Below are 20,535 nucleotides of genomic sequence, written 5' to 3'. Positions count from 1 at the left end.
AACGCGGCGATCGGTGGTTGCAGTGAGCAAATGCTTCATAAACTTACTCGTTGCTGTGCTTGTAATTGTACTTGGCATTGTGGTTGATAAGGCTTTACATGTGCTCAATAAGGCGGGCATAGCCGCTTCAGAGCCGTGGGGCTCATTTGCGATATTCCTACTAGCGATCATTGCCATAGCGCTCGTTAGTGCTTGCCTCCGACGAAGAGGTGAAGTCGACGAATCCCCCGATATTTAGTCTCAAGCACAAGCACCGCACATTAAGCACACTCCCAAGTCCCTCAATAATCTTCGCACATGCTTCATTGCTCATCACCGATTGTAAATACTTACTGGCGTAGCTCACTCGATGGGTGCGTAACCGTTGGTGCTTAGCTAAGCTGTTCCATTCTAGACATATACAGCGATCAACCCCTCACCACCTAATTGGGTACTGCTGTATCCCACGTAGCTTGAGTGAGCTAGCCACCTCCTCGTCTTCTCGATGTCTCTGGTCTCAATGAGTATCTTCATGACGAATAAGTAGCGGAGGTCGTGGGGTCTGAAGCCCGTTGCCCTACGCACCAGGTTGTAGGCATGCCTGTAGCTAATCGGGAAGACCCTACCGCCACTGGACTCAATGACTTGCCTATGCAAGTCGGCATACCTCACGTATATGCCGAGCCAACGCGAGTCAATGGGCAGCGTTAGGAACTCACCACGCTTTTCTTCTCAAAGACGGCAACAACCTCGCGGCTGACGCTTCGACTCTTTCTACTCTATTGTAGATTATCGCGAAAGCTTATTAGGGAGCTTTTATTTAAGCTTTGCGCTTAGCTGTTGCGCTTCGGTGGGTTCGTGGGGGGCTTCGTTTGGAAGTAGGCCTGGGGTTTCAATGGGCTCGGCAGCTGTTGCGACGTGGAACTCTGGCGGTAGGGGCTATGGCGGTGTTTTGCGTGGGTGTTTCAGGCTGTTAATTTGGGATGCCCTGGGGCTTTCTTGGGTGGGAAATTGATCGTGAACTCTTGAAGAATGTGCAATTGGGCTTTTTACATAGGTTTACCATTTCCGGGAAATCGTAGGAAGGAAAATGAGGATAAGTATTACACCCCCTATGAATCCTCTCGTTCTCATGAGCTTCGCCGCATATTGAGCAAGACAAACATAGATAGAGGTTCATATCGCCTTAATCTCCTCAGTAGATAGGCGACGGCAACTGTTGTTCAATGACGAGGGAAAAACCACGTAACAAACATCGCTCCGAGCTTCTTCTCTTCCTCTATCATGGAATCCAACAGCTTTTTGAGCTTCTCTACCACGAGATAAGACACGACGAGACTCAACACAAACAGGAGAACTCCCGCGAACCCTGTAGCGAGGGCTGTCTTCCGGAGGTTCACAGACGTATATGCAGAATCTGGGAAAAGCCAGATGTACGCCACCCTCTTTCAACTATTTCGACTCACCTGCCTGACAGCGTCGCTGTCAGGCAGGTGAACCGAGGGAATAGAAAGGAGGAAAAAGAATTTGATTAGCGACGGTAGTAGTAGCGGCCCTGGTGGAAGTGTACTTGGTACCCCCTGTTCATGAGCTCCATGGCCACTTCGTACTGTCTCTCCTTGGGGACGCCTATCTCGTCGAGAGACTTCCACACTATACTGGCGCTCCTTTCAGCCAGTTGGACGTAGTCTATCGTGGCGGTTCTGATGTAGACCTCGTTTTTGTCGGACACCATGACCTCGTAGCCCCTCGCGACGAGCTCCTCGGGCTTGGGGTAGTGCGTTATGGGTATGCCCAGTTGCGACAGGGGCGTCCAGTCGCTCGGCTTGGCGGCCTCTATCCGCCTCCAGACCTCCTCCATCGGCATCTCCGGCGGCGACACCTTGCCGTTTTCAACTCTGTAGCCGAGCTCCTGTAGCTTCTTCGCGACTTCAGGGTCTCTGACGGCGCCGGCGTTAAGCACTTCTCTCTGCACCTCGGCCAGGGTCTTCTGGGGCATGTAGCGGGCGTATAGCTCTCCAGTTGGGAACATCTCCGCCACCTCGTAGTCGCGCCGTTCGTACATCACCCGCGCCAACTCCTGTGACACCGGCTTGAATTGCGACCCGTATTGCATCAAGGCGACCTCCACCGGGTTTTGTACTTTGGCAATCGCCGGCCCGATGCCCTCCTTGAGTAGCTCCCTCGCCCTGTCCTCGGGCACGAAGAGCGTCAAATATCTTAACGCAAACTCCTCTGGCTTCATGTGGGCGATCTCGGCTGCCTTTGCCACGTCGAACTGCCCGACTGACAACGGAATGCGGGCGTTGACGGCGTAGGCGGCGAGCTCCTCCGGACTGCCGTATTGCCTGAGGAGTTGCACGAGTTCAAACCTCGCCACGGCGTCTACGGCCCTCTGGGGGCCGGCCTCTCTCACGACCCGCTCCGCCAGTTGGTGCGGCACGCCGTGTAGGACAAGCCACTGTCTAGCGAATTCCTCCGGCTTGACGCGCGCAATCTCTGCGGCCTTCGCCACGTCAAACTGTAAAACACTCTTCACGCCCTCCCTAAGTGCAATCACGGCGCTCTCCTCCGGCGTTGCGTACTGTCTGAAGAAGCTCGAATTGGTGAGTAGCATGTCGACGGCCTTTTGCGGCCCCTCCAATACAACAACCCTGTCGGCGAGGGTGCGCGGCACGCCGTGCATTGCTAACCAGAGCGAGGCGACCTCTATCTCGGGCATCTTCAACATCAGCGAGATCTTCTTGACGTCAAACGAGAAGGGCGGCGTCGGGTATCCATATCTGATGGCCACGGCGGCGGCCTCCTCTGGAGATGCGGACTTTAGCCTAAAGGCGAAGTGGTAGGCGACCCATGGGCCGTAGGCGGACTCCATCCTCCTGTAGATGTCGCCGATGTGTTTGCCGAGTCTCTCGAAGGCGATGGAGTAGTCGAGCTTTAGGATTCGCTCCGCCAGGCGAAATTTATAGTAGTCTGGCAAAGCGGAGATGAAGACGTAGCGCCCCCACTCCTTCCCAAACGTAGCCACTCTATCCCACTTCGTCAAGGCGGACACGTCGTGCGCCCTCTTCAATGCATACGCCACTCCGACAATCGCCTTTGTCGCAATGTCGTAGAGCGAGGAGGTGAAGGCGAACTTTGTTGCTTGTGCCCCGCCGGCGATTAGATATCTTCCGAGCGCTTGTTGCTTCAACATGCTTCTGTAGACGTCTGCCGTCTGCGAGCGCATTGTGGGCGGCGCGTTTAGAGACCTCAACGCGGTGAAGCGGATGAATTTGAATATTGTACGCAAGGGGGACCAGTGCCATGCGATCTGCGTCATCCACTGGTAGCCGAAGGGCAACAGGCGACGCTCGAAGGCCACCACAGCCGCCACGCCCATCACCCCGCCGAAGTAGAGGAGCGTCCTCACGAAGAGGCCCAAGTACCAGTCTCTGAGCTTCAGTGCGTATACAATGAGGGGGTCGTCCCAAACGTTATACGTGAGCACTGTCCTCATGGTCTCCCAGACTGCCGGCGGGACTGCGACAAAGATCGGCGGCGGCTCGTCGTAGTACTCCACCACCACCTCCGCTACGACACGGTGGAGCGTCGGCACCTCGTAGCAATAGCACCCCTCGTTGACGTTTGAACTACAGTAGCATTCGTACTTCGGCTCTGGATGCATTTCGACATCTATCCGGACTTGTGAGGGCGTCGTCCGGCCGTATGTACAGGACTGGTAGAGGAGGGCGTCTGCGAACTCCTTAGCGCGCACTTCGTACGGCGGCTTCGTCATATTGCAGATGATCTTCCACTGGTCTTCGCTGACGGGCGTCCCCAACCAGGGCTCTGGGGGTTGTGCCGCGTGTGCAGTGGCGTACTCCGCCTGTAGTACCCGCACCGAAATTGACACTATCTGCCCCGCGACTCGTATTCTCTCCGCCCTGTAGCACTCAGACGCGTAGCCGTAGCAGGACAACTCAACGTGCCACTTGGCATATACCGTGCCGCGGCTCGCGTTGGCCACGTTGAACATTCCGTATGAGTCTGGCGCCTTGTCGGCGGCCAAACCCCAGTCATGCGTCCAGACTCCGAGCTTGATACTCACCGTGGCGTTCGGCGCGAAGTCGCCGTAGCCCACCGTTAGGTTGTGGAATTGGCTTGTTGAGACAGTCATGTTGGACGGGTAGAGGACAAACGTCGCGGTGCGCGGTATCTCTATCCAACCCCAGTAGACCCGCTCGATCCTGTATACAGTTCCGTTTGGCGAGACTGGCAACACCCACTTCAATGGCATCGGCAGATAGAACGTGTAGTTGGCGGAGCGCACCTCTGCGATCAGCGGGGCGTCTGACACGGCGTTTACGGCGCCGTGGAGGAGGATCGGCACGTTTTTACAAGGGCCGGGCGGATGCGGCGGCGGTGGGTACCCCGTGATGACGTAGCCGGCGATGAGCGGCGCGGCGAGGAATACGGCGGCGACGGCCACTGCGCGTCTAGAGGGCGAAGTCGCCACTAGGAGGGCCCCGCCGGCTGGGAGGAGTTTGATCATGGCGAGGGCGAACAACAGCGAAGACGCGCCGACTCCCAGTGCGATGAAGTTGAGCACTGTCGCTATGATAGACTGTATGGCGGATATGAACGACTGTAGTGTTTGATAGAGGGCGAAGCCGACAAAGCCCGCGGCTAGCAATATCATAGCGAGAATGGAGGCGGCGACAGTTGCGCCGATTGCGATAGAGGATTGCGCTATAGCGCAGTCGAGGCCCCTCTCCAATTGCTCCATGTACGACTGCGCCACGGCGTCTGCGTTGGGGAGGGCGTAGTGCTCAAGCGCCCACGCGGCGGCGATGGCGGCGGCTGGGCCGCTTACCTGTATCGAAAAGATGTCGGAGCGCATGAAGGCGAGACGCCACAGTATGGCGGCGGCGACGTAAATCGCCGCGGCAAGGTAGAGCAGATCTAACATAGGGAGAAGGGGGTTACGAATGAAAAACTAGTGCCGGCCTAGAACTGCCCCCAACGCCGCTCCCAGAGCCGGCGTGAGGAGGAAGTATAGCCAGAGGTCTGCGTTTAGCCCACGCCACGTGTCCAAGTCGGAGTATTCAGACCTCAACTCTTCGTCGCAATGCGCCACCACCGCTTGGACAGGGTAGTAGTCGTGTTGTGGCGTGTACTTTATCCCGCTGTTCTGCGCCGCCGCGGCGAAGAAGGCCAAGCCGAAGGCCAACCCAGCGACGAGGCCGATGATCATGCCGCCCCACGGTCTCATCCAACCGGCGTAGATCAAGAAGCCGATTGCCAAAAGGGCGGCTCCCCAGTCTTTGAGCGCCTTGTAGACCCCCATGGCGAGGGATAGCGACCACATCATCTGGTCGTAGACGGTGGAGTGTGGCGCCAACTTGGCTTGCGCAAGTTGTGAATAAGCGGATAGGGGGCCGCTCAACTGAATGTTGACTATGCAATTGGCGATTGAGTATATCCGCCTGTACACTTCGTCAAAGAGCGACGACAATACGGGGCCAGGGTCTGGGAGGGCGGTGAACTTGTACGTCACTTGTGTCATAAGGCCGACAACGAGCGCCCACACCGCCACCTCCTTCACGAGTTCTGCCATCGAAACGAAGGGATGGGCCATGAGAAACGTCCGAACCGCAATCCAACCGATGTATGCAATCACAAAGAGCCCTATGGTTATGTCGGAGATCGTGAAGAGCCCCAAGCCCGGGATGTAGACGTACTGCTCCCCGTGGTATGGAACTACATAGTCAGGCGGAACCATGAGAGGAGAGAGAAATAGGGAAAAAAGCTAGGAAAAAACGGGGCTATTGCCCTGGAAATGTGATAACCTCTGTAGCATATTTGCCCCACTTTCCCAAATCCATCGGGGCATTCACCAGTATTCCTTGAACAACGGTGGTAATGATCCAAAAGATCGCCATGACCAAGAAGAATCCATTTTGTAAGATACTGCTGACGTGGGCGTGAAAGAATGTCTTAAGTGCCGCAACAGCTATATAGCCAAGCGTGGCTCCTAAAAGCAACCCTTGCCAAAGCATCTTGATTTGTGGTTTCCACTGGACAAACAGATTGTACACCCAATCGCCGTATCCTTCTCCTCCTTGCGTCTGTGCAAACGCCATCGCCACGATCAGTACCGCCAACACTATTGCAGTTCTCATGGTTTGCGTGTATTTGAGGTCAGAAAAGTGAGCTCCACCGTTGTGCCGTTGGACAACACCAACCTCTGTGGGAAGTACATCGTGCCGTTTACCACACGCGCGGCGGTGTAGTTGAGCGCCGGGCGGAAGGAGTAGAGCATCTCGACGGTGCATTGCATGCCGGCGCACGACAGTTGCTTGTACGTGTAGTCGTATGCAGAGACGACGTCTGGGTAGTCGACGTCAGGTCTGTCGAACTGGATGTAGTACTGGCGGTATACGGCAACGCCCTGTCCCGCGTAGTAGCCGGTCAACCCCAACCTCCACGCAATGTTTGACACAGACGTGGAGACTTCACGCTCGATGTAGCGTATAGACGTGATGTGGAACGTTGGCATAGGCGGCGCGGTAATGTTGACCGCCGTGCCGTTAGTAAACACAATGCGCGCCTTACCATACGGCGTTAAAACGACTACGGTTGCAGAGAGCGGCGGTAGGTAGATGTACGACGGCGAGATCTGGCACGAGATGCAATAGAGTTGCGCCGACAGTGTGGCGTAGCCGGGGTTGTACAGTGTGATGTATGCATACGCCGTCTTGCCAAAGCGCCAGTCGATAGAGCGTATTACGACCCGCGGCGGCTCGTAGGGGAAGTAGTCGCAGAATTTGACAAGCGAGGGCGTGTAGACCTCTACGCACTGATAGCCAAAGTCCATCGGAAGCCGCACAGTTGCATCCTTGTATGTGTACCCGCCGACCATGGCCGTCCCGTTCACTGTCAAAAAGATATACCACTTACACTCCGAGTATGAACATATTAAGGATTTGTTCAACAATCTGACTTGGGCTTGTGGCGTCGTTGTGGTTGTGATAGTTTTGTTTACGGGTGGCGCCGTTGTCGTGGCGGTTGTCGGCGTCGCCGTTGTGGTGGCGGACGACGTTAGGAGTCTGATAACCATGACTATGATGCCCAAGCCTATTATGGCAAGTGTTATCAACATCTTCTTGCTGATCTTGCTTTCGAACACTTCTTCCGACATGAAAGACGGTTGTAGAATCAGAAAAAAGCTAGAGCTTGAGTAGGCGTATGTAGACCGGAGGGCGTCCCTCTTTGATTGCCAGGCCGTACCTCTCGGCAGAGACGTCGACAAGCGTCGTGGCGACGCGCTCCGCCACGCGGGGGTCTATGTGCAACACCGAGGCGACCTCTGGCACCGCCACTTGTTGCACCGCCAACACGAGGTGTAGCCCGGAGTTCTCCAAGATCTCCACGGGGACGTCCCTAAGCGACTGAGTCGCTATGGAGAGGACTATGCCGAACTTCCTCAACTCTCTCCAAATCGACGGGAGGAACGCCACGTTCTTGAGGAGTCTGTGCGCCTCATCTACGACAATGAACCAACGGTAGGGACAGGGCGGCCGCGGGCACTGTGACCGGGCGTGGATAACGTATGCAATTAGCCAGAGCACCATCCTCATGGTCGCCGAGGGCGAGGACTCCCCGCCGACGTGCACAACGGCGTCGGGCACAAGCGCCGTGGGCCTGGCCCGCGATATGTCGATGAGGCGGCCCAAGATTGAGTCGATTGCCCAAGCGTTTTCGATAGAACGCACATGCTTCAAACACTCTGGCAATTGTCCAAGCTCGGCGCGGCCGCCGCATGTGTCGATTGCATTGAGGAGGACGGTGTAGTGTAGGTCGTAGACTTGCACCCCAGCTGCGCGGAGCACGTCGAGCACTAGGTCGGCGTCGTCAGACTCGAGGACGACTTGCGGCCGGTATAGCCTGGCATCGATCGAGTGTTGCACAGCATGGCTCCAGTGGGCGTGCGGGTCTATGGCGACGAGGTGGATGCCCCGCCGTTTCAGTTGCTTCGCGATAGACATCAACACTGTGGTCTTGCCACTCCCAGTCGCGCCTACGACAACGACGTGTGGAGACTGGGTGTCCTCCGGCCGCCAACAGTACCTCCTACCCTTCTCGTCCTCGCCCAAGACAACGGAGTCCTCCCGACATTGAGACGGTTGTGGTAATAGCACATACGGCGAAAACTCGGCGAGGTCGAGGGACAGCGCGTAGACCTCCTTGGGACGGCCTTGCGTCAGTCCTATAGACTCGCCGTCGAACCACCCGGCGACGAGGTAGGCATCCTCACGGATGGGGTTCTCTAAGAGCCTCCTCCGCGACACGTGCAACAACTCCGCCTGTAGCGCCTTCCAAGTGGACATCAAGACGTTGGAAAGCCATGAAGTCTTTGACCCCGCCCTCTCCAACTTCACCAAGTACTGCTCGTCCCTCTCCCACGCCAACACGGCCTCTCTAACGGCCGTAGAACGTACCGCCATCTGCAACGACTGATACTCAACGTCGTGGGTGATGGAGAGGTTCTTTGCAACTCCGCGCCTAGGGACTCCCTTGGGCTCCATGAAGGTGAACAGCGCGGAGAAGGCGGCGATGGCGGCTGTCCAAGGCGCAAGCGGCGCGACGGCGATGGGCGCCAGGGCGAGCGCCCAAGCCAAGCGCTCAAATCGTTTATCGCGCGCCGGCAGATCCACCGCCGTGGGTTGTTGAGAGATGTAGATGCCCAGGCGGCGGAGCATCTCGCGGCTCTCCCCCTCTCTGCCCTCTTCGATCAGCAAATAGAGCCGGCCGCCGCGGTAGACCACGCCGGACACATACCGCATGTAGCGAGTCACAAGGAGGGCGAACTCATTCGGCAACATCCCCCACACGTCCTTAGCCAAGTCTGTGACCTCATACGCCAGAAGTCTCTTGCCCTTGTAGATGACGTATCTGTCCTCCCTATAGAGGGGGACGTAGTTAGGCATCAACTTCGGTATTAGTATGGTAAACGGCAGAGCAATGATGCCTAAAATCCAATGCAATGGCGAAAGAAGCGCCAATGTGGCGGTGGCGGCTTGCCACGGCGCCATCGGAAGTTTCAGTTGCCTTACCTCCCTCCTCTCTTCTGCGACGGGCGGCGCGGCCCGGTGACGGGCCACGACGTCGTAGGCGACTTGGAGCGAGTTTGCCAAGACGGCGGTGTAGAGCGCCGCGTCGAGGAGCTCGTCTGGCACGCCGTCGGCATACTTCAGAAAGGTCTCCACCTCACGCCGGCCGAACTTGGCTATAGCCATCTCGAGGATGGTCTTCGAAGGCATGGAGGAGAAAACGAAAAGGGGGAAAAGACAGAGAAAAAAGGGGGGTTTAGGTCGCGGTCACTCTAAGGTCTTTTGTATATGTATAGCCATTCTGATCCCAAGTCGTGACCCTAAATATATAGTCGCGGCCGGCGCGGAACTTGCATTCAGCGGCGCTCTGTGTCTGCACAGTGCCGGAGTACGTAACGAGTGTTCCGACGGGAAGGTAGTTTTGTGTTGCCGTGGTGGGGTTCCAAGTGCCGGATACGGATATCGTTTCACCTGTGATGGCATCAAATATTTCAATTTTCTCGATGCGTTGTGGAGCTCCCGCAATCGTAAACCTCACGTTGAATGTATTACATACAAGTTGGCTCGAGGGGTCAAGCACTAGGTCTGGTCTCTGCTGTGGCTTTATGTACTGGTTGAAGAATATGAACCCGGCGGCGATTATCAACACGATGCCTATCAACGCCGCAACTACAGTGCCTATGGGGATGTCGCCTTTCAGTTTCTTTGGCATGTTACCATGAATTTTCACAGAAGAAAAGTGAGTGGGTGGCCGCGACCCGTGTGTACTCTCGCTTTTCGCGTCTAGTGTTGTAGAGGACGTGTTGACAATCAACGACTACAAAATCCTTGTCGACATCTTGAAAGAGAGGAGAGGCGTCTACCTCGACGAGTACTTCCCCTTGTGGGAGGATCAACTCGCGGCGGCGCAATGGCTGATGAATCACGGCGCCGAGGTGTGTTACATCGCCATCTCGGGGCGGTATGCCACCTATGAAATCTGTAAGAGATTTACTAAAAGCGGTAAATAGCGAGGGGACTTTAGGCAAAATAATAGCGGGGCTGAAGAGGCGGTTTCCAGACAAGTCCGACCTCTGGTACGCCAGGGCTCTATATAGGATTATATATGGACAAGTTGTAGAGACTGGGGCCGGTTGGATGGTGAGGGGTCTGCCGGAGCTCGGCGACACGCAACCGTGGTACTACGTCTACTTTGACGGCAGGCGCTACGTCTGTAGTTGCTACGCCACGGCGTTTGGTTGGCGGCGGGCTAGGGAGGTCTGTACCCACGTCGCGGCGGTCATGCTCCACCGGCGGGGCGCCGACAGGCGCGCGCCCATAGCGGTGGTCGAGGTCGAATATTGCGACATTACGTTCCGCGGCGTTAGAGTGCTCAAAGAGCGGTGTAGAGAGGCCGGCGCTTGTGGGCCATTGCACCCGAGACTCCACTGTATCTACGTCCTCGAGAGGGAGAGAGAAGATGCCGAGGTCGTGGCCGACGGCGTAAGGCTTGAACTCACGTGGGAGGAGTTGCCCATATACATTGCCGACCTCTTCGAGAGTTGAAACATTCACCTGCCTGACAGCGACGACGTCAGGCAGGTGAGTCGAAAGAGTAGAACGACATAGGAGACGCCCCCTTGGCGACGTCTACCCCCGCGCCTCTGCCTGTATCCACAGTTGGACACATGCCCAAACGTCCCCCTATCTTTCTCCCGAGCTCTCCCTGGGGGACTTAAGGGCCAACTTGTGATCGTCGCCCCTTGCCGGGGTACGCGGTGTGTCAAGCCCCTAAACACGAGCCCAAATTGTGGCGCGATTTTTCAACGGGGTCGCTTTAGTGTATTACAGTGTAATACAGAGTGTCTCCCCTGTTGAAAGAGCTAAACTTTGTCTAATTTTTGATAAAGAATGTACATTCTCTCTCTTACTACTTACTTCTTTTCAGAGGACTAACCTCTGTATTACAATGTAATACACTAAAGCGAGAGAGGGAATTTTCACTTTCTAATATTGAGAGTTGTTTAGTTCAACTCTCTCGGCGAGAGGGGGAAATCTTCTAACTTTTCTCTCCTCTCGTTGGGGCGGCCATGGAGATCGTCATTGACCTCGGCGATGGTGAAAAATTGACTGTGAGGGGAAAGATGGCCAAAGAGCTTATGAAAATCTCACGAGAGACTGGGAAGCCGTTGGAAGAGCTCGTACGCGAGGCGGCCGAGCTTATGATCCTCCTCGTTAAGAACGACTACTTGTCGATAGTGAAGTGTGCAATGAGGGAGGGGAGGAAGCTTGAAGTCGCAACTGTCATTAGAGAGGACGGCACAGTCCGGAGGGAGTTGGTCTTGGGGCCGAGGTTATGAAACGCGTCATGACGTTTAGGATTTCTGACGACTTGCTCCGTAGGCTTAAGAAAGTCGCAGAGGAGGTGGGCGCCAAAATCTCCCAACTGATCATAGAGGCGTTGAAGATCTTCCTCTGGCTTTATGAGACAAAGAACCTCTCCGTGGTGAGGAGGGCGATGGAGCAGAACTCTTCCCTCATCACCTACGCCGACTTTCAAAATCTCGTGGAGAAGACCGTGACGCAAGTCATAGAGCGTATGGCGCAAAAGGGCGTGATCACTGTGGTGGTTAACAACGTCGAGGTGAAGAACGTCCTGTCGGAGCTCCTCAAACCGGCGGATTTAAACGAAACAGACCGCCTCCTAAACCAAGCCGTAGAGCAGTTGAGACAGTTGTTGAAGGTCTCCCGCGAGAAGGCCATGGAGCTCGTGCAGAAGACGTACGGATTCTCGGCTCTACGCAAGTCTCTGGAGGCCGCCGCGGAGAGACAGCCGCCGACCAACGCCATCTTATACAACGCCGTGTTGGCGGCGCTAGAAACGGCACGGCTAGTCGCCGAAAGGAAGGAGCCGTTGGACAAATTGCTCAAGAGCATCCGCCTCTTGGCCAATGCGGTGTGAAGACCTACTGAGACTTAGAAACAAGTACAGGCGGTACGCACTGGTGGAGTTGAGGGGCTCTGTCGAGAGCCTGTCGACAGAGGATCTTGTAGAACTTTTGCAACAGAGGTTTAAGATAATCGCCGTGGCTAAGGTGAAGAATGGAAAGTGCGAAGTGCATGGCGACGCCGCCCAACTGTCGCAACTATTGCAGTCCGAGGCCGTGTCCATAGCCGAGATCTACTGCCCCACGCGCCCTTGCACCACCTACATCCTCTTCTACCTCTAGCTTTTCTCACAAGACGCAACCCCTCTCATGGACTGTAAGGAGTTGGTAAAGGAAGTGTCGGAGTTTTCCCGATCTAAGTACATCATAGATGCCGTGGAGAAGAGGTGCGAGGAGGGCGTGATAGTATCTCTTGAACAGATGGCCTTTATGACGTCTAGAGAACTGGCAGAGTGGCTTGACATCGAGGACAAAGTGGACTCCTTCACCATAGACAGGTTCTTATTGCGAGTGAGGGAGAAGCTCGGCTACGTCCCCCGGGCCGCCTCAGTGGCGCAATCTCGTCTGGCAGAAGTGGTCGTTGCCTATCCGTCCTATGTAAGGGAGTTTGACGAGAAGACCCCCTGGCGGGGCGTCCGCCCCCGTTATATTTTTGAGTGGGCGGGGCCTGCAGGCGTGGGGAAGTCCCTAATGGCTATGCAAGTCGCGGCGTCTCTGCTACTACACACCAGGCGTCCCGTGTTATACGTCGATACGGAGAACGCCTTCTCGCCGACGAAGTTTTGGCAAATTGTGAAGAGGATCTACGAAGAGGGCAACTTCAACAAGAAGTTCCCCCTCTCAGACGTGGAGGATCTCGTTGTGCACGTGGTGGTGGCCGACGTCCACGAGTTGGAGCGCATACTTATGGTCGACGCCTGGCGCGTTGTCGCACAGTACGGCCCCCTCGCCGCCCTCGTCATAGACTCCATAATCGAGCTCTACAGGGCACAATTTATGGGAAGAGAGAAGCTACAAGAGAGACAACAGAGACTGCACTACACCATAGACATCACGCGCCGGTTCGCGTTGAGGATGGACGTGGCCGTTGTCTACACAAACCAAGTCATAGACGTCCCGTCTGGATACTTTGAGATCAAGCGCCCCGCCGGCGGCAACGTGTTGGCACATACAGTAAATGCCCGCTTTCTCATGTTCTTGAAGGGAGATGAAGAGTCCGGCGTAATGAAGCCCCTAGATGTAGTGGGAATGTCGAAGAAAGAGGTGATAAACTACAAGATAACCGACGCAGGCCTGGTCTAATTTTTCTAACTTTTCTGCACACAATTGCCTTCCCCTATGAGCGCAAAGTTAAAAAGCAAAAAGAGGAAAGAAGACGTGGTCTTCGTTGGCCGCGTCCGGGAGCTTGAGTGGTTTAGGGAGGTTATGGGGGAGCAGCACACCTACCCCTTTCTCCTCTACGGCCCTCTCGGCTGTGGTAAGACGACGCTGGCGCAAAAGGTCGTGGAAAGGGCGGAGGAGCTCTTTGGCGGAGACGCGCTGGTTCTCTACGTAAACACTAGGGCTGAGAGGTGGGACGACGCCATCTTTTCAAACGCTGTGGACATACTAGGCGAGGTGGTGAAGGCTCTGGCGACTCAATTCGTCGGCAAGCCGGCAGGAGAGGTCGCGGCCAAGTTCACCACAACTGCAATACTAGAGATATTGAAACGTCTCTCCTTGCGCGGCGTGGATAGGGTGCTCCTCATCGTGGACGAATTTCACCGAGCCTACAGAGACGACCCAGTCGGCTGGGTCAAATACTTCATGGACAGGATGGAACACCCAACGCTTAGGGTAAAAGAGCTGAGAGACAAGATATACAACGTCGTCCTCATTACGTCTGAGTACACCGCTGTCGAGAAGATACTCCCTAAGGGCTACGCCGATCCGTACATGGTCTGGAATCTGGCGCGGGAGGAGTTTAGAGAGCTCTACGAGGCGCTGAGCCCGCCCATAGATTTCGAGACGCTATGGCGGACATGCGGAGGAAACCCAAGGTGCGTAGGCGATTTGAAGAGGGCGGGCTGGGACGTGGAGAGGTACGTAAAGGCCATCGTCAAGAGGGAGAGGGTAGACAAGATGGTGAGAGAGGCCGCCAAGCTCGGAGTTGTTGAATTACTCAAGCGGGCGGTGGAAGACCCAGACGTCCTCGACCAGCCGGGGACCGAGAGGCTGGAGAGACTGCTCTATAAGTACAACAAGGTACTGGAGCTGATGGAGACAATCGCCGGCGGGAAGCCGCCGAGAGACCCCGCGCTCGGCGTCGGCGAACACTACGCCTGGCACTGGCCAGCGCTAAAAGACGCGGCGGCAAAAACCCTATAACCCCTTTTTCCCCCTTTCTACTCTTTCGACTCACCTGCCTGACAGCGACGACGTCAGGCAGGTGAACCGAGGGAGTAGAAAGAGCGTAACTAGCTTTTCTCACGCGGCGGGAGACGGGGCGTGTATACCGTCGTGGTGCCTACTCTCAACGAGGCGGAGAACATGCCGGAGCTCCTCCGCCGCCTCCACGCCGTGGGGGTTAGAGAAGTTGTCGTGGTAGACGACGGCTCGACAGATGGGACTGTGGAGGTGGCGCAGAAGGTCGCGGAGGAGTTGGGTCTGCGTCTTGTGGCGGTGGAGCGCGGGCGGAGGTTGGGCCTGTCCTCCGCGGTGGCGGAGGGGGCCAAGTGGGCGGGCGGCGACGTCGTAGTCGTCATGGACGCGGATCTCCAACACCCGCCTGAGCTAGTGCCTAAGTTGGCGGAGATCGCTGAGAGAGGTTGTCTGGCGGTGGCGTCGCGGTATGTGAAAGGCGGCGGGGTCAGGGGTTGGTCTCTCTACAGACGTATTGTGTCTAAAGGCGCTGTCTTTCTCGCGAGACTTCTACTGCCCGAGGCTAGGGCAGTCCGCGACCCGGTTTCTGGCTTCTTCGCCTACAGTAGAGAGTGTCTAGCTCAGATAAAGCCCACCGGCCTCTACAAGATCTTGCTAGATGTCCTCGTCCAGTGCAAGCCGAGGTGCGTCGTGGAGGTGCCCTACGTCTTTGGCCTAAGGACGCGCGGCCGGTCGAAGCTAGGCACTAGACACATGTTAGACTATCTGAGACAACTACTTAGGTTAAGCAAGTGGCGCCCCCTAAAGTTCGCCGCGGTAGGCGCCAGCGGCGTCTTTGTGGCTTGGGCAGTCCTCTACGCCTTACCACTGCCGCCCCACCTCTCAGTCGCCGCGGCCATAGAGACGTCCCTCACCTCAAACTATCTATTGAACCGCCTCTGGACTTTCGCGGGGAGGAAGACGCCGGCGTTAATAGGTTGGCTGAGGTACCACGTGACCACGGCGGCTGGAAATGCGACAAATTACATAACGACGCTGGCGCTCCACGCGTTGGGCGTCCCGATCTACATCGCATACTTGGTGGGCGTCTTGTTGGGCTTCGTCGTCAACTACGCCCTCTCCGAGTTGTTTGTTTTCTAGCTTTTCCCCTGTAAAATCCCCCTTTTTCCATGAGCGTAAGAGAGTGGTTGTCTCTGGCGCTGATCCTCTCGGCGTTGGTCTACATCTCTATACCGATCCTCAAGGTGGGTTGGTACATCTCGGACGAGCAGTGGTACGTCTCCGCCGCGAGGAACATCCTACACGACGTGTTTAAGACCCCCGCCTTTTCGCCGTACTACACCGCGCCGCCGGAGTGTCTAACCCCCTGGTCGCACGTGGTGAAGACGTACAGCCGTGTAGACGCCGTGACTGTGGAGGGGTATGTGACGTGCTACGTCCGCCGCGGCTACTGGTACCCAGACGAGCCCGGCATCCTCACGTACTACAACTTCGAACACCCGCCCCTGGCGAAGTACGTCATCGCGCTCGCCCTGGCAATACATGATGAGCCGTGGTTCTGGCGCATGCCCTCCCTCGCCTTGGGGGTCGCCACTGTCGCGTTGGTCTACTTGACGGCGCGGCGTCTCTACAGCCCGCTCCCGGCGGCTCTGGCGGCCTGGCTCATGCTCTGGGACACGTCCTTCCGCTTCGCGTCGAGAGTAGCCATGCTTGAGGTCTACGTGGCGTTTTTCACAGCCCTCTCGGCGTATCTCTACCTCACGGGGCGGACAGCCGCCAGCGCAGTTGCCTTGGGCCTGGCAACAAGCGCGAAGTTCACCGGGGCGTTCCCCGCCTTTGCGGTCTTCTGGTTGGAGAGGAGGAGGATGTACGCCGCCGTGTTGTACGCAACTATCGCTTTTATCGTGTTCTACGTGGTGAATCTGCCGATGGTGGCCTGGATGGGGCAAGAGAGGTGGGTCTCGGAGCTACTCTCCGCATTGCGTTGGCACACGACCTCCAGGCCGCCGGGCCCCACGGCGTCCAACCCACTGGACTGGCTCTTAATGCAGAACTGCTTCACGGCCGACATATGCGGGACGCCCGTATACGCAGTCGCCCTGGCTTGGGCGCTCTGGAGACGCTCCGCCCCATCCGCCCTGTACCTATCGGCATACGGCGGCTACTGGCTAGTGTACTTGTTGGGCAACCACACCCTCTACACCTTCTACACGGCGTCGTTCTCCCCACTGGCGCACCTAGTCGCCGCCGAGATGATGTACGCGCTATCGCGGCGATTCTGAGATTCTAACATTTCGCTTCGTAACTAGATACGCCTATGCCCAAACCCCGCGGGATACTGATAGCCACCGAGTCGACAATAGCCACACTGCTTATACTGGCGGCCATGGGCGCCCTAGTCGCCACCACTCTGTGGTGGTCGTACAACCAACAGATTATGGCAGAGAGACAGTTGATATGGTCTATGGAGTGGGCAAAGGCGTACGTCCTCCAGAGCGGCCCCGACGGGCAAATCCTCGTCGAGAACACGGGCAAGGTGCCAATAGTTCTCAAGTCTGTCATAGTAGAGGGCCCCTCGGGACAATACGTCTGTCTAGACGCCAAAAACAACTACTACTTCGACGCCGACAGGCGCTTGAAGCCCAAGGAATACATGGTGCTCAAGTGCAACGTGCCGTCCGACACCAAGAGGATCTACCTCACTATCGCAAACTACAGGTTTGACGACGGCGTCAAACTCACCAACTACGACCCCGCCGGAGACCCCAAGGTGGTGGAGAAGATAATCGTAAACGAGGTCGAGCTATACGAGGTAGACCCGGCGCAACTGACGGCACAGCCGCTCTCCTACTTCGCGCCAAGCGTTACCCAAGTCAACCCGCCGGGCGGCTCCCCACCGAACGCGGCCAGCGGCAATAGTGGATCACTTGGCAACTTGCCGGGAGGGTCGCCTTGGTCGCGGCCGCAAGGCGTTGCGCCTCCAAGTGGCTATAGATACCCTGTTACGCCTACGCCGAACTACCAAGCGCCAAATCAGGCGCAGACCTCGCAAAACAACAACCAGAGGGGTGGTCAAACAACAAACACTCCACAGATTGTCTGTCTAGAGGGGCAAGTTCAAAAGGTCGGTTTGCCGACTGCGCCGGATTACTACCTCGTGACAAGCGACGGCAAGTACTACATTAACCCATTGGCATCACAAATGGTTGACCCATATGCAAACACTGGAAAGACCGTTGCCATAAGTGGCATCGTTCAGTATGGAAACTACATCGTTGATATTAAAAGTGTTGCCAGTAGTTGCAAAGCAATATCCACGCCCACAACAACTACAACTACGCCAACCACTACAACGTCGCCCACAACTACAACAACCACGAGACTGTCGACCACCACTGGCTCTGGCCAATCATGTTTCGAAGGCTACGTGATGGCGTATGTCGTGGACTACTTCACAAAAGGCTATAGCGAGACATACTACTTCCTAATGACTAAAGACGGCAAGACGTACAAGCTCGATCTGTCGTCTGCCCAAATACTCGTGTCCGGGCCGTTCGTAGGCACCGGCCGCCCAGTCGCCGTATACGGCACGCTCGTGGGAGACACGATAAAGGCCACAAGCGTGGCGTCCGGCACATGTAGCGGCTCGCCACCACCCACAACGACTACTACGACGACAATTACAACAACGACTACCACCACCACTAGTCCGCCGAGTGGCTACTACGTAACGGTCAGAGTAAAATCGCCGTCTGACGTGAGGTGGGAGGTGAGGTCTTCTGCAGACTCTGTATCTCTATACGGTAGTTGGTACGGCGCGCTTAGAATCGGCGGGTCCACAGACGTGCTCCACGCCGCCGTGGTAACGTTCTCCGGCAACTACAGAGACTGTGACATCGTGCCGTGGGACGCATCTGTACGCAACGGCGACTACGTAGAGTTCACAGTATTCTGCGACAGAGATACGCCGACAGTGTCAAAAACTACAACTGTAGTACGGGAGGTAACCACGACGAGAACAACGCCGACAGCAACGCCGCCACAGACCACCAAATTGCCGCAACCGATCCCGCCAGAGAGCTTCGGCACGACCACAAGGCCGCCCACAACGCTAACCACTACGTCAACCACCACTACAACAACTACTACCACAACAACCAACTACTGTCCGCTAGGCACGATTGACACTGGAGTCTCCGAGTGCAAGGCGATGGGCGGCACATGCGTCGCCTATGGCCCATTCGGATGTTGTTGTTCAGTGCCAAGCGTTTCAGGCAACACGCCATCGCCGTCTACCACCACGCCACCGACCACACCACCACCACCTCCACCACCACAACAGTACAACACTTACACTATAAGAGTTGCCAACCCAATGGGCATTGGCAACAATCCATATATCGAGAGGACTAGTTGGAGAATTTGTTCCGATGTCGAATGTGTCGAGGGGACTGGGACTGGTACTGTGACGATAAGGGCGTCTGACCCCAGTAAGATAAGAGTTGAAGTCACTTCGTGCCCCGCCGGCTATACATGCTCAATGTCAAACCCGATATATATAACGGGCGAGGGGTACAGATCGTACTTGGCGGCTAGCCCCGGCAACGCCATACCAGGCGGCGGACAATCGATCACATGGGCCGGAGGTAGTGCGCGGAGTAATACACAACCAACAGACAACTATGTCGCGAGCAAGTCGGGCGGCTCCAGTGGCGGCTCTTCGGCGGGTAGCGGGTGGCAAGGTACCGCTGACAAGGTGTATAATGACTATCAGCAAATGCGTCAGGGCACTAGCAACGCGATCTCTGGCGGATTGCCGGGCTACGCATCACACGCCGCCGCTGAATATAGCGGCTCCGGTAGCTCCTCTTCGAGCAACTCCATAAGCGACACTTGGGCAAGCGGGTGGAAGGGCACGGCCGACCGAGTCGCAAGCCAGTCGGGCGGCTCCGGCGGCTCGTCGAGTGACTCTGGAGGTGGCGCGTCTACTCAAATATCTGGCGTGGCTGGCAACTGTACCGACGGCTATTGCCCCATTTAAAATCCCCCGTTTTTTCCTAAATGTTTTTAGTCCCCGTTTTTTCTATAGTACATGAGGATGATCTTGATCCTCATCCTCCTTCTAGTCCTTGCCCTCTACACTGTGTCCAATGGCTCCTTGGAGTCAACGTTAGAATCCGGGTGGCGCGTCTTGAAGGGGCTTGTCCGCGACGTCTTTAACAAAGTCTCCGCGTCTCTACACGGCTACGAGACGCTCCCGCCTATACCGCCGGAGGAGACCTACAACGAGACCCCCAACGAGTGGCAGAGACTCGCCCTGGAGTACCTCAACCGGGTTAGGGAGAGGGAGGGCGTCCCGCCGGTCAGGTGGATCCCCCTCAAGACCCCGCAGTACCGCGTCGAATACATGTTGAAGACCGGCATCTTTAGCCACTACGACGCGGATGGCAGACACCCCATCTACTACTACACGAAGCTAGACGGCGGGAAATACGCCGCGGAGGAAAACGGCGCGATGGTAAAGTGTCCTCCTACAAACAAAACGGTAATATGTTATGTTAACATGACGGACTTCATCGTTGGGTCGATAAGGTGGATGGTCTACAACGATTCGCACGCCGACTGGGGCCACCGTCGCTCTCTTCTCGACCCTTGCAATAACTACGTCTCTGTCGGCATAGTGTATAACGGCTCCGAAGCCCACATGACAATCTACATGGTGTCTAGGTGGGTTCGTTGGATCAAGCCGCCGACTTATGACGGCATGCGTTTCACAGCCGAGGGCTATGTCAACGATACTATTGGGCCTAATTCTTATTTCAATTATTACGTACGAATATTTTACGACGTCCCTAACAAAAGTTATGTAAAACGATTACATTACGAGTTAGGCGAGATAATTGCAGAATTTAATGTTGTACCAAGGGGGAGAAATGGAACTTTTTGGTTTCTTAAAGTAGACATTCCTTTCAAACCCCAGAAACCAGGTCTCTACACCTTTGTCATATATGGGTTTGACAGTAGGCGTATCGTGTGGGAGCCGAAGCCTGGAGTTGGGAGAAGTAACGAGGGGGCGCTGTGTCCCTTGGCTACCTACACTGTGGAGGTTGGTTGAACTCCTAAGGGCGGGGCTTTCAGTTGTGACGCTCTCTTTTCTCTCCGTGGTTTTCTCC

The 20,535-nt window shown here is 56.1% G+C and carries 20 protein-coding genes; 12 read left to right on the top strand and 8 right to left on the bottom strand.

Annotated elements, in window-relative coordinates; genetic code table 11:
- The first annotated feature begins 13 nt into the window (after positions 1–13).
- Positions 14–238, top strand: coding sequence for a hypothetical protein (locus tag ACZ49R_RS01295; protein WP_464733406.1), 225 nt, complete (start codon positions 14–16; stop codon positions 236–238).
- Between the two features lie 152 nt (positions 239–390).
- On the opposite strand, the gene ACZ49R_RS01290 is transcribed toward ACZ49R_RS01295, so the two are convergent.
- From ACZ49R_RS01290 to ACZ49R_RS01255, 8 genes are all read right to left on the bottom strand, one after another.
- The gene (locus ACZ49R_RS01290) at positions 391–564 is read right to left on the bottom strand and encodes a hypothetical protein (protein WP_464733405.1); all 174 of its coding nucleotides are present in this window, start codon (positions 562–564) and stop codon (positions 391–393) included.
- Between the two features lie 638 nt (positions 565–1,202).
- Positions 1,203–1,421: a hypothetical protein gene (locus ACZ49R_RS01285; RefSeq protein ID WP_464733404.1), complete on the bottom strand. Its 219-nt coding sequence runs from the start codon at positions 1,419–1,421 to the stop codon at positions 1,203–1,205.
- Positions 1,422–1,510: 89 nt separating this feature from the next.
- Positions 1,511–4,930 carry a hypothetical protein gene (locus ACZ49R_RS01280; RefSeq protein ID WP_464733403.1) on the bottom strand — a complete coding sequence of 1,140 codons (3,420 nt, stop codon included), beginning with the start codon at positions 4,928–4,930 and terminating at the stop codon, positions 1,511–1,513.
- A 27-nt stretch (positions 4,931–4,957) separates the two neighbouring features.
- Entirely contained in the window at positions 4,958–5,743 is a 786-nt protein-coding gene (locus tag ACZ49R_RS01275) for a hypothetical protein (protein ID WP_464733402.1), read from the bottom strand.
- 43 nt (positions 5,744–5,786) lie between these two features.
- Positions 5,787–6,143, bottom strand: coding sequence for a hypothetical protein (locus ACZ49R_RS01270; RefSeq protein WP_464733401.1), 357 nt, complete (start codon positions 6,141–6,143; stop codon positions 5,787–5,789).
- Positions 6,140–7,162, bottom strand: a complete 1,023-nt coding sequence (locus tag ACZ49R_RS01265) for a hypothetical protein (RefSeq protein ID WP_464733400.1) — start codon at positions 7,160–7,162, stop codon at positions 6,140–6,142. The genes ACZ49R_RS01270 and ACZ49R_RS01265 overlap by 4 nt, the downstream gene beginning before the upstream one ends.
- Before the next feature lie 28 nt (positions 7,163–7,190).
- The gene (locus ACZ49R_RS01260; protein ID WP_464733399.1) at positions 7,191–9,284 is read right to left on the bottom strand and encodes an ATP-binding protein; all 2,094 of its coding nucleotides are present in this window, start codon (positions 9,282–9,284) and stop codon (positions 7,191–7,193) included.
- A 46-nt stretch (positions 9,285–9,330) separates the two neighbouring features.
- Complete coding sequence (locus ACZ49R_RS01255; protein WP_464733398.1) at positions 9,331–9,786, bottom strand: hypothetical protein; 456 nt, start codon at positions 9,784–9,786, stop codon at positions 9,331–9,333.
- An 88-nt stretch (positions 9,787–9,874) separates the two neighbouring features.
- On the opposite strand from ACZ49R_RS01255, the gene ACZ49R_RS01250 reads away from it, so the two are divergent.
- The 11 genes from ACZ49R_RS01250 (at position 9,875) to ACZ49R_RS01200 (ending at position 20,477) form a co-directional block, all read left to right on the top strand.
- A complete protein-coding gene (locus ACZ49R_RS01250) occupies positions 9,875–10,084 on the top strand; it encodes a hypothetical protein (protein ID WP_464733397.1) in 210 nt (69 codons plus the stop codon).
- Positions 10,047–10,619, top strand: coding sequence for a hypothetical protein (locus tag ACZ49R_RS01245; protein WP_464733396.1), 573 nt, complete (start codon positions 10,047–10,049; stop codon positions 10,617–10,619). The genes ACZ49R_RS01250 and ACZ49R_RS01245 overlap by 38 nt, the downstream gene beginning before the upstream one ends.
- A 524-nt stretch (positions 10,620–11,143) precedes the next feature.
- Positions 11,144–11,413 carry a hypothetical protein gene (locus ACZ49R_RS01240; protein ID WP_464733395.1) on the top strand — a complete coding sequence of 90 codons (270 nt, stop codon included), beginning with the start codon at positions 11,144–11,146 and terminating at the stop codon, positions 11,411–11,413.
- An 8-nt stretch (positions 11,414–11,421) separates the two neighbouring features.
- Complete coding sequence (locus ACZ49R_RS01235; RefSeq protein WP_464733394.1) at positions 11,422–12,015, top strand: hypothetical protein; 594 nt, start codon at positions 11,422–11,424, stop codon at positions 12,013–12,015.
- The gene (locus ACZ49R_RS01230) at positions 12,005–12,283 is read left to right on the top strand and encodes a hypothetical protein (RefSeq protein WP_464733393.1); all 279 of its coding nucleotides are present in this window, start codon (positions 12,005–12,007) and stop codon (positions 12,281–12,283) included. Before ACZ49R_RS01235 ends, ACZ49R_RS01230 begins: the two co-directional genes overlap by 11 nt.
- Positions 12,284–12,310: 27 nt before the next feature.
- On the top strand, positions 12,311–13,303 hold the full coding sequence (locus ACZ49R_RS01225; protein WP_464733392.1) for a DNA repair protein RadA: 993 nt from the start codon (positions 12,311–12,313) through the stop codon (positions 13,301–13,303).
- Positions 13,304–13,339: 36 nt separating this feature from the next.
- Positions 13,340–14,368, top strand: coding sequence for an ATP-binding protein (locus ACZ49R_RS01220; protein ID WP_464733391.1), 1,029 nt, complete (start codon positions 13,340–13,342; stop codon positions 14,366–14,368).
- A 120-nt stretch (positions 14,369–14,488) separates the two neighbouring features.
- Positions 14,489–15,502, top strand: coding sequence for a glycosyltransferase (locus ACZ49R_RS01215; protein WP_464733390.1), 1,014 nt, complete (start codon positions 14,489–14,491; stop codon positions 15,500–15,502).
- A 29-nt stretch (positions 15,503–15,531) separates the two neighbouring features.
- Positions 15,532–16,644, top strand: a complete 1,113-nt coding sequence (locus tag ACZ49R_RS01210) for a glycosyltransferase family 39 protein (RefSeq protein WP_464733389.1) — start codon at positions 15,532–15,534, stop codon at positions 16,642–16,644.
- Between the two features lie 35 nt (positions 16,645–16,679).
- The gene (locus ACZ49R_RS01205) at positions 16,680–19,403 is read left to right on the top strand and encodes a hypothetical protein (RefSeq protein WP_464733388.1); all 2,724 of its coding nucleotides are present in this window, start codon (positions 16,680–16,682) and stop codon (positions 19,401–19,403) included.
- 51 nt (positions 19,404–19,454) lie between these two features.
- Complete coding sequence (locus ACZ49R_RS01200; protein WP_464733387.1) at positions 19,455–20,477, top strand: CAP domain-containing protein; 1,023 nt, start codon at positions 19,455–19,457, stop codon at positions 20,475–20,477.
- Positions 20,478–20,535 lie beyond the last annotated feature (58 nt).

This window comes from Pyrobaculum organotrophum (genome assembly GCF_055384425.1).
This window is presented reverse-complemented; position numbering and strand designations above follow the sequence as displayed.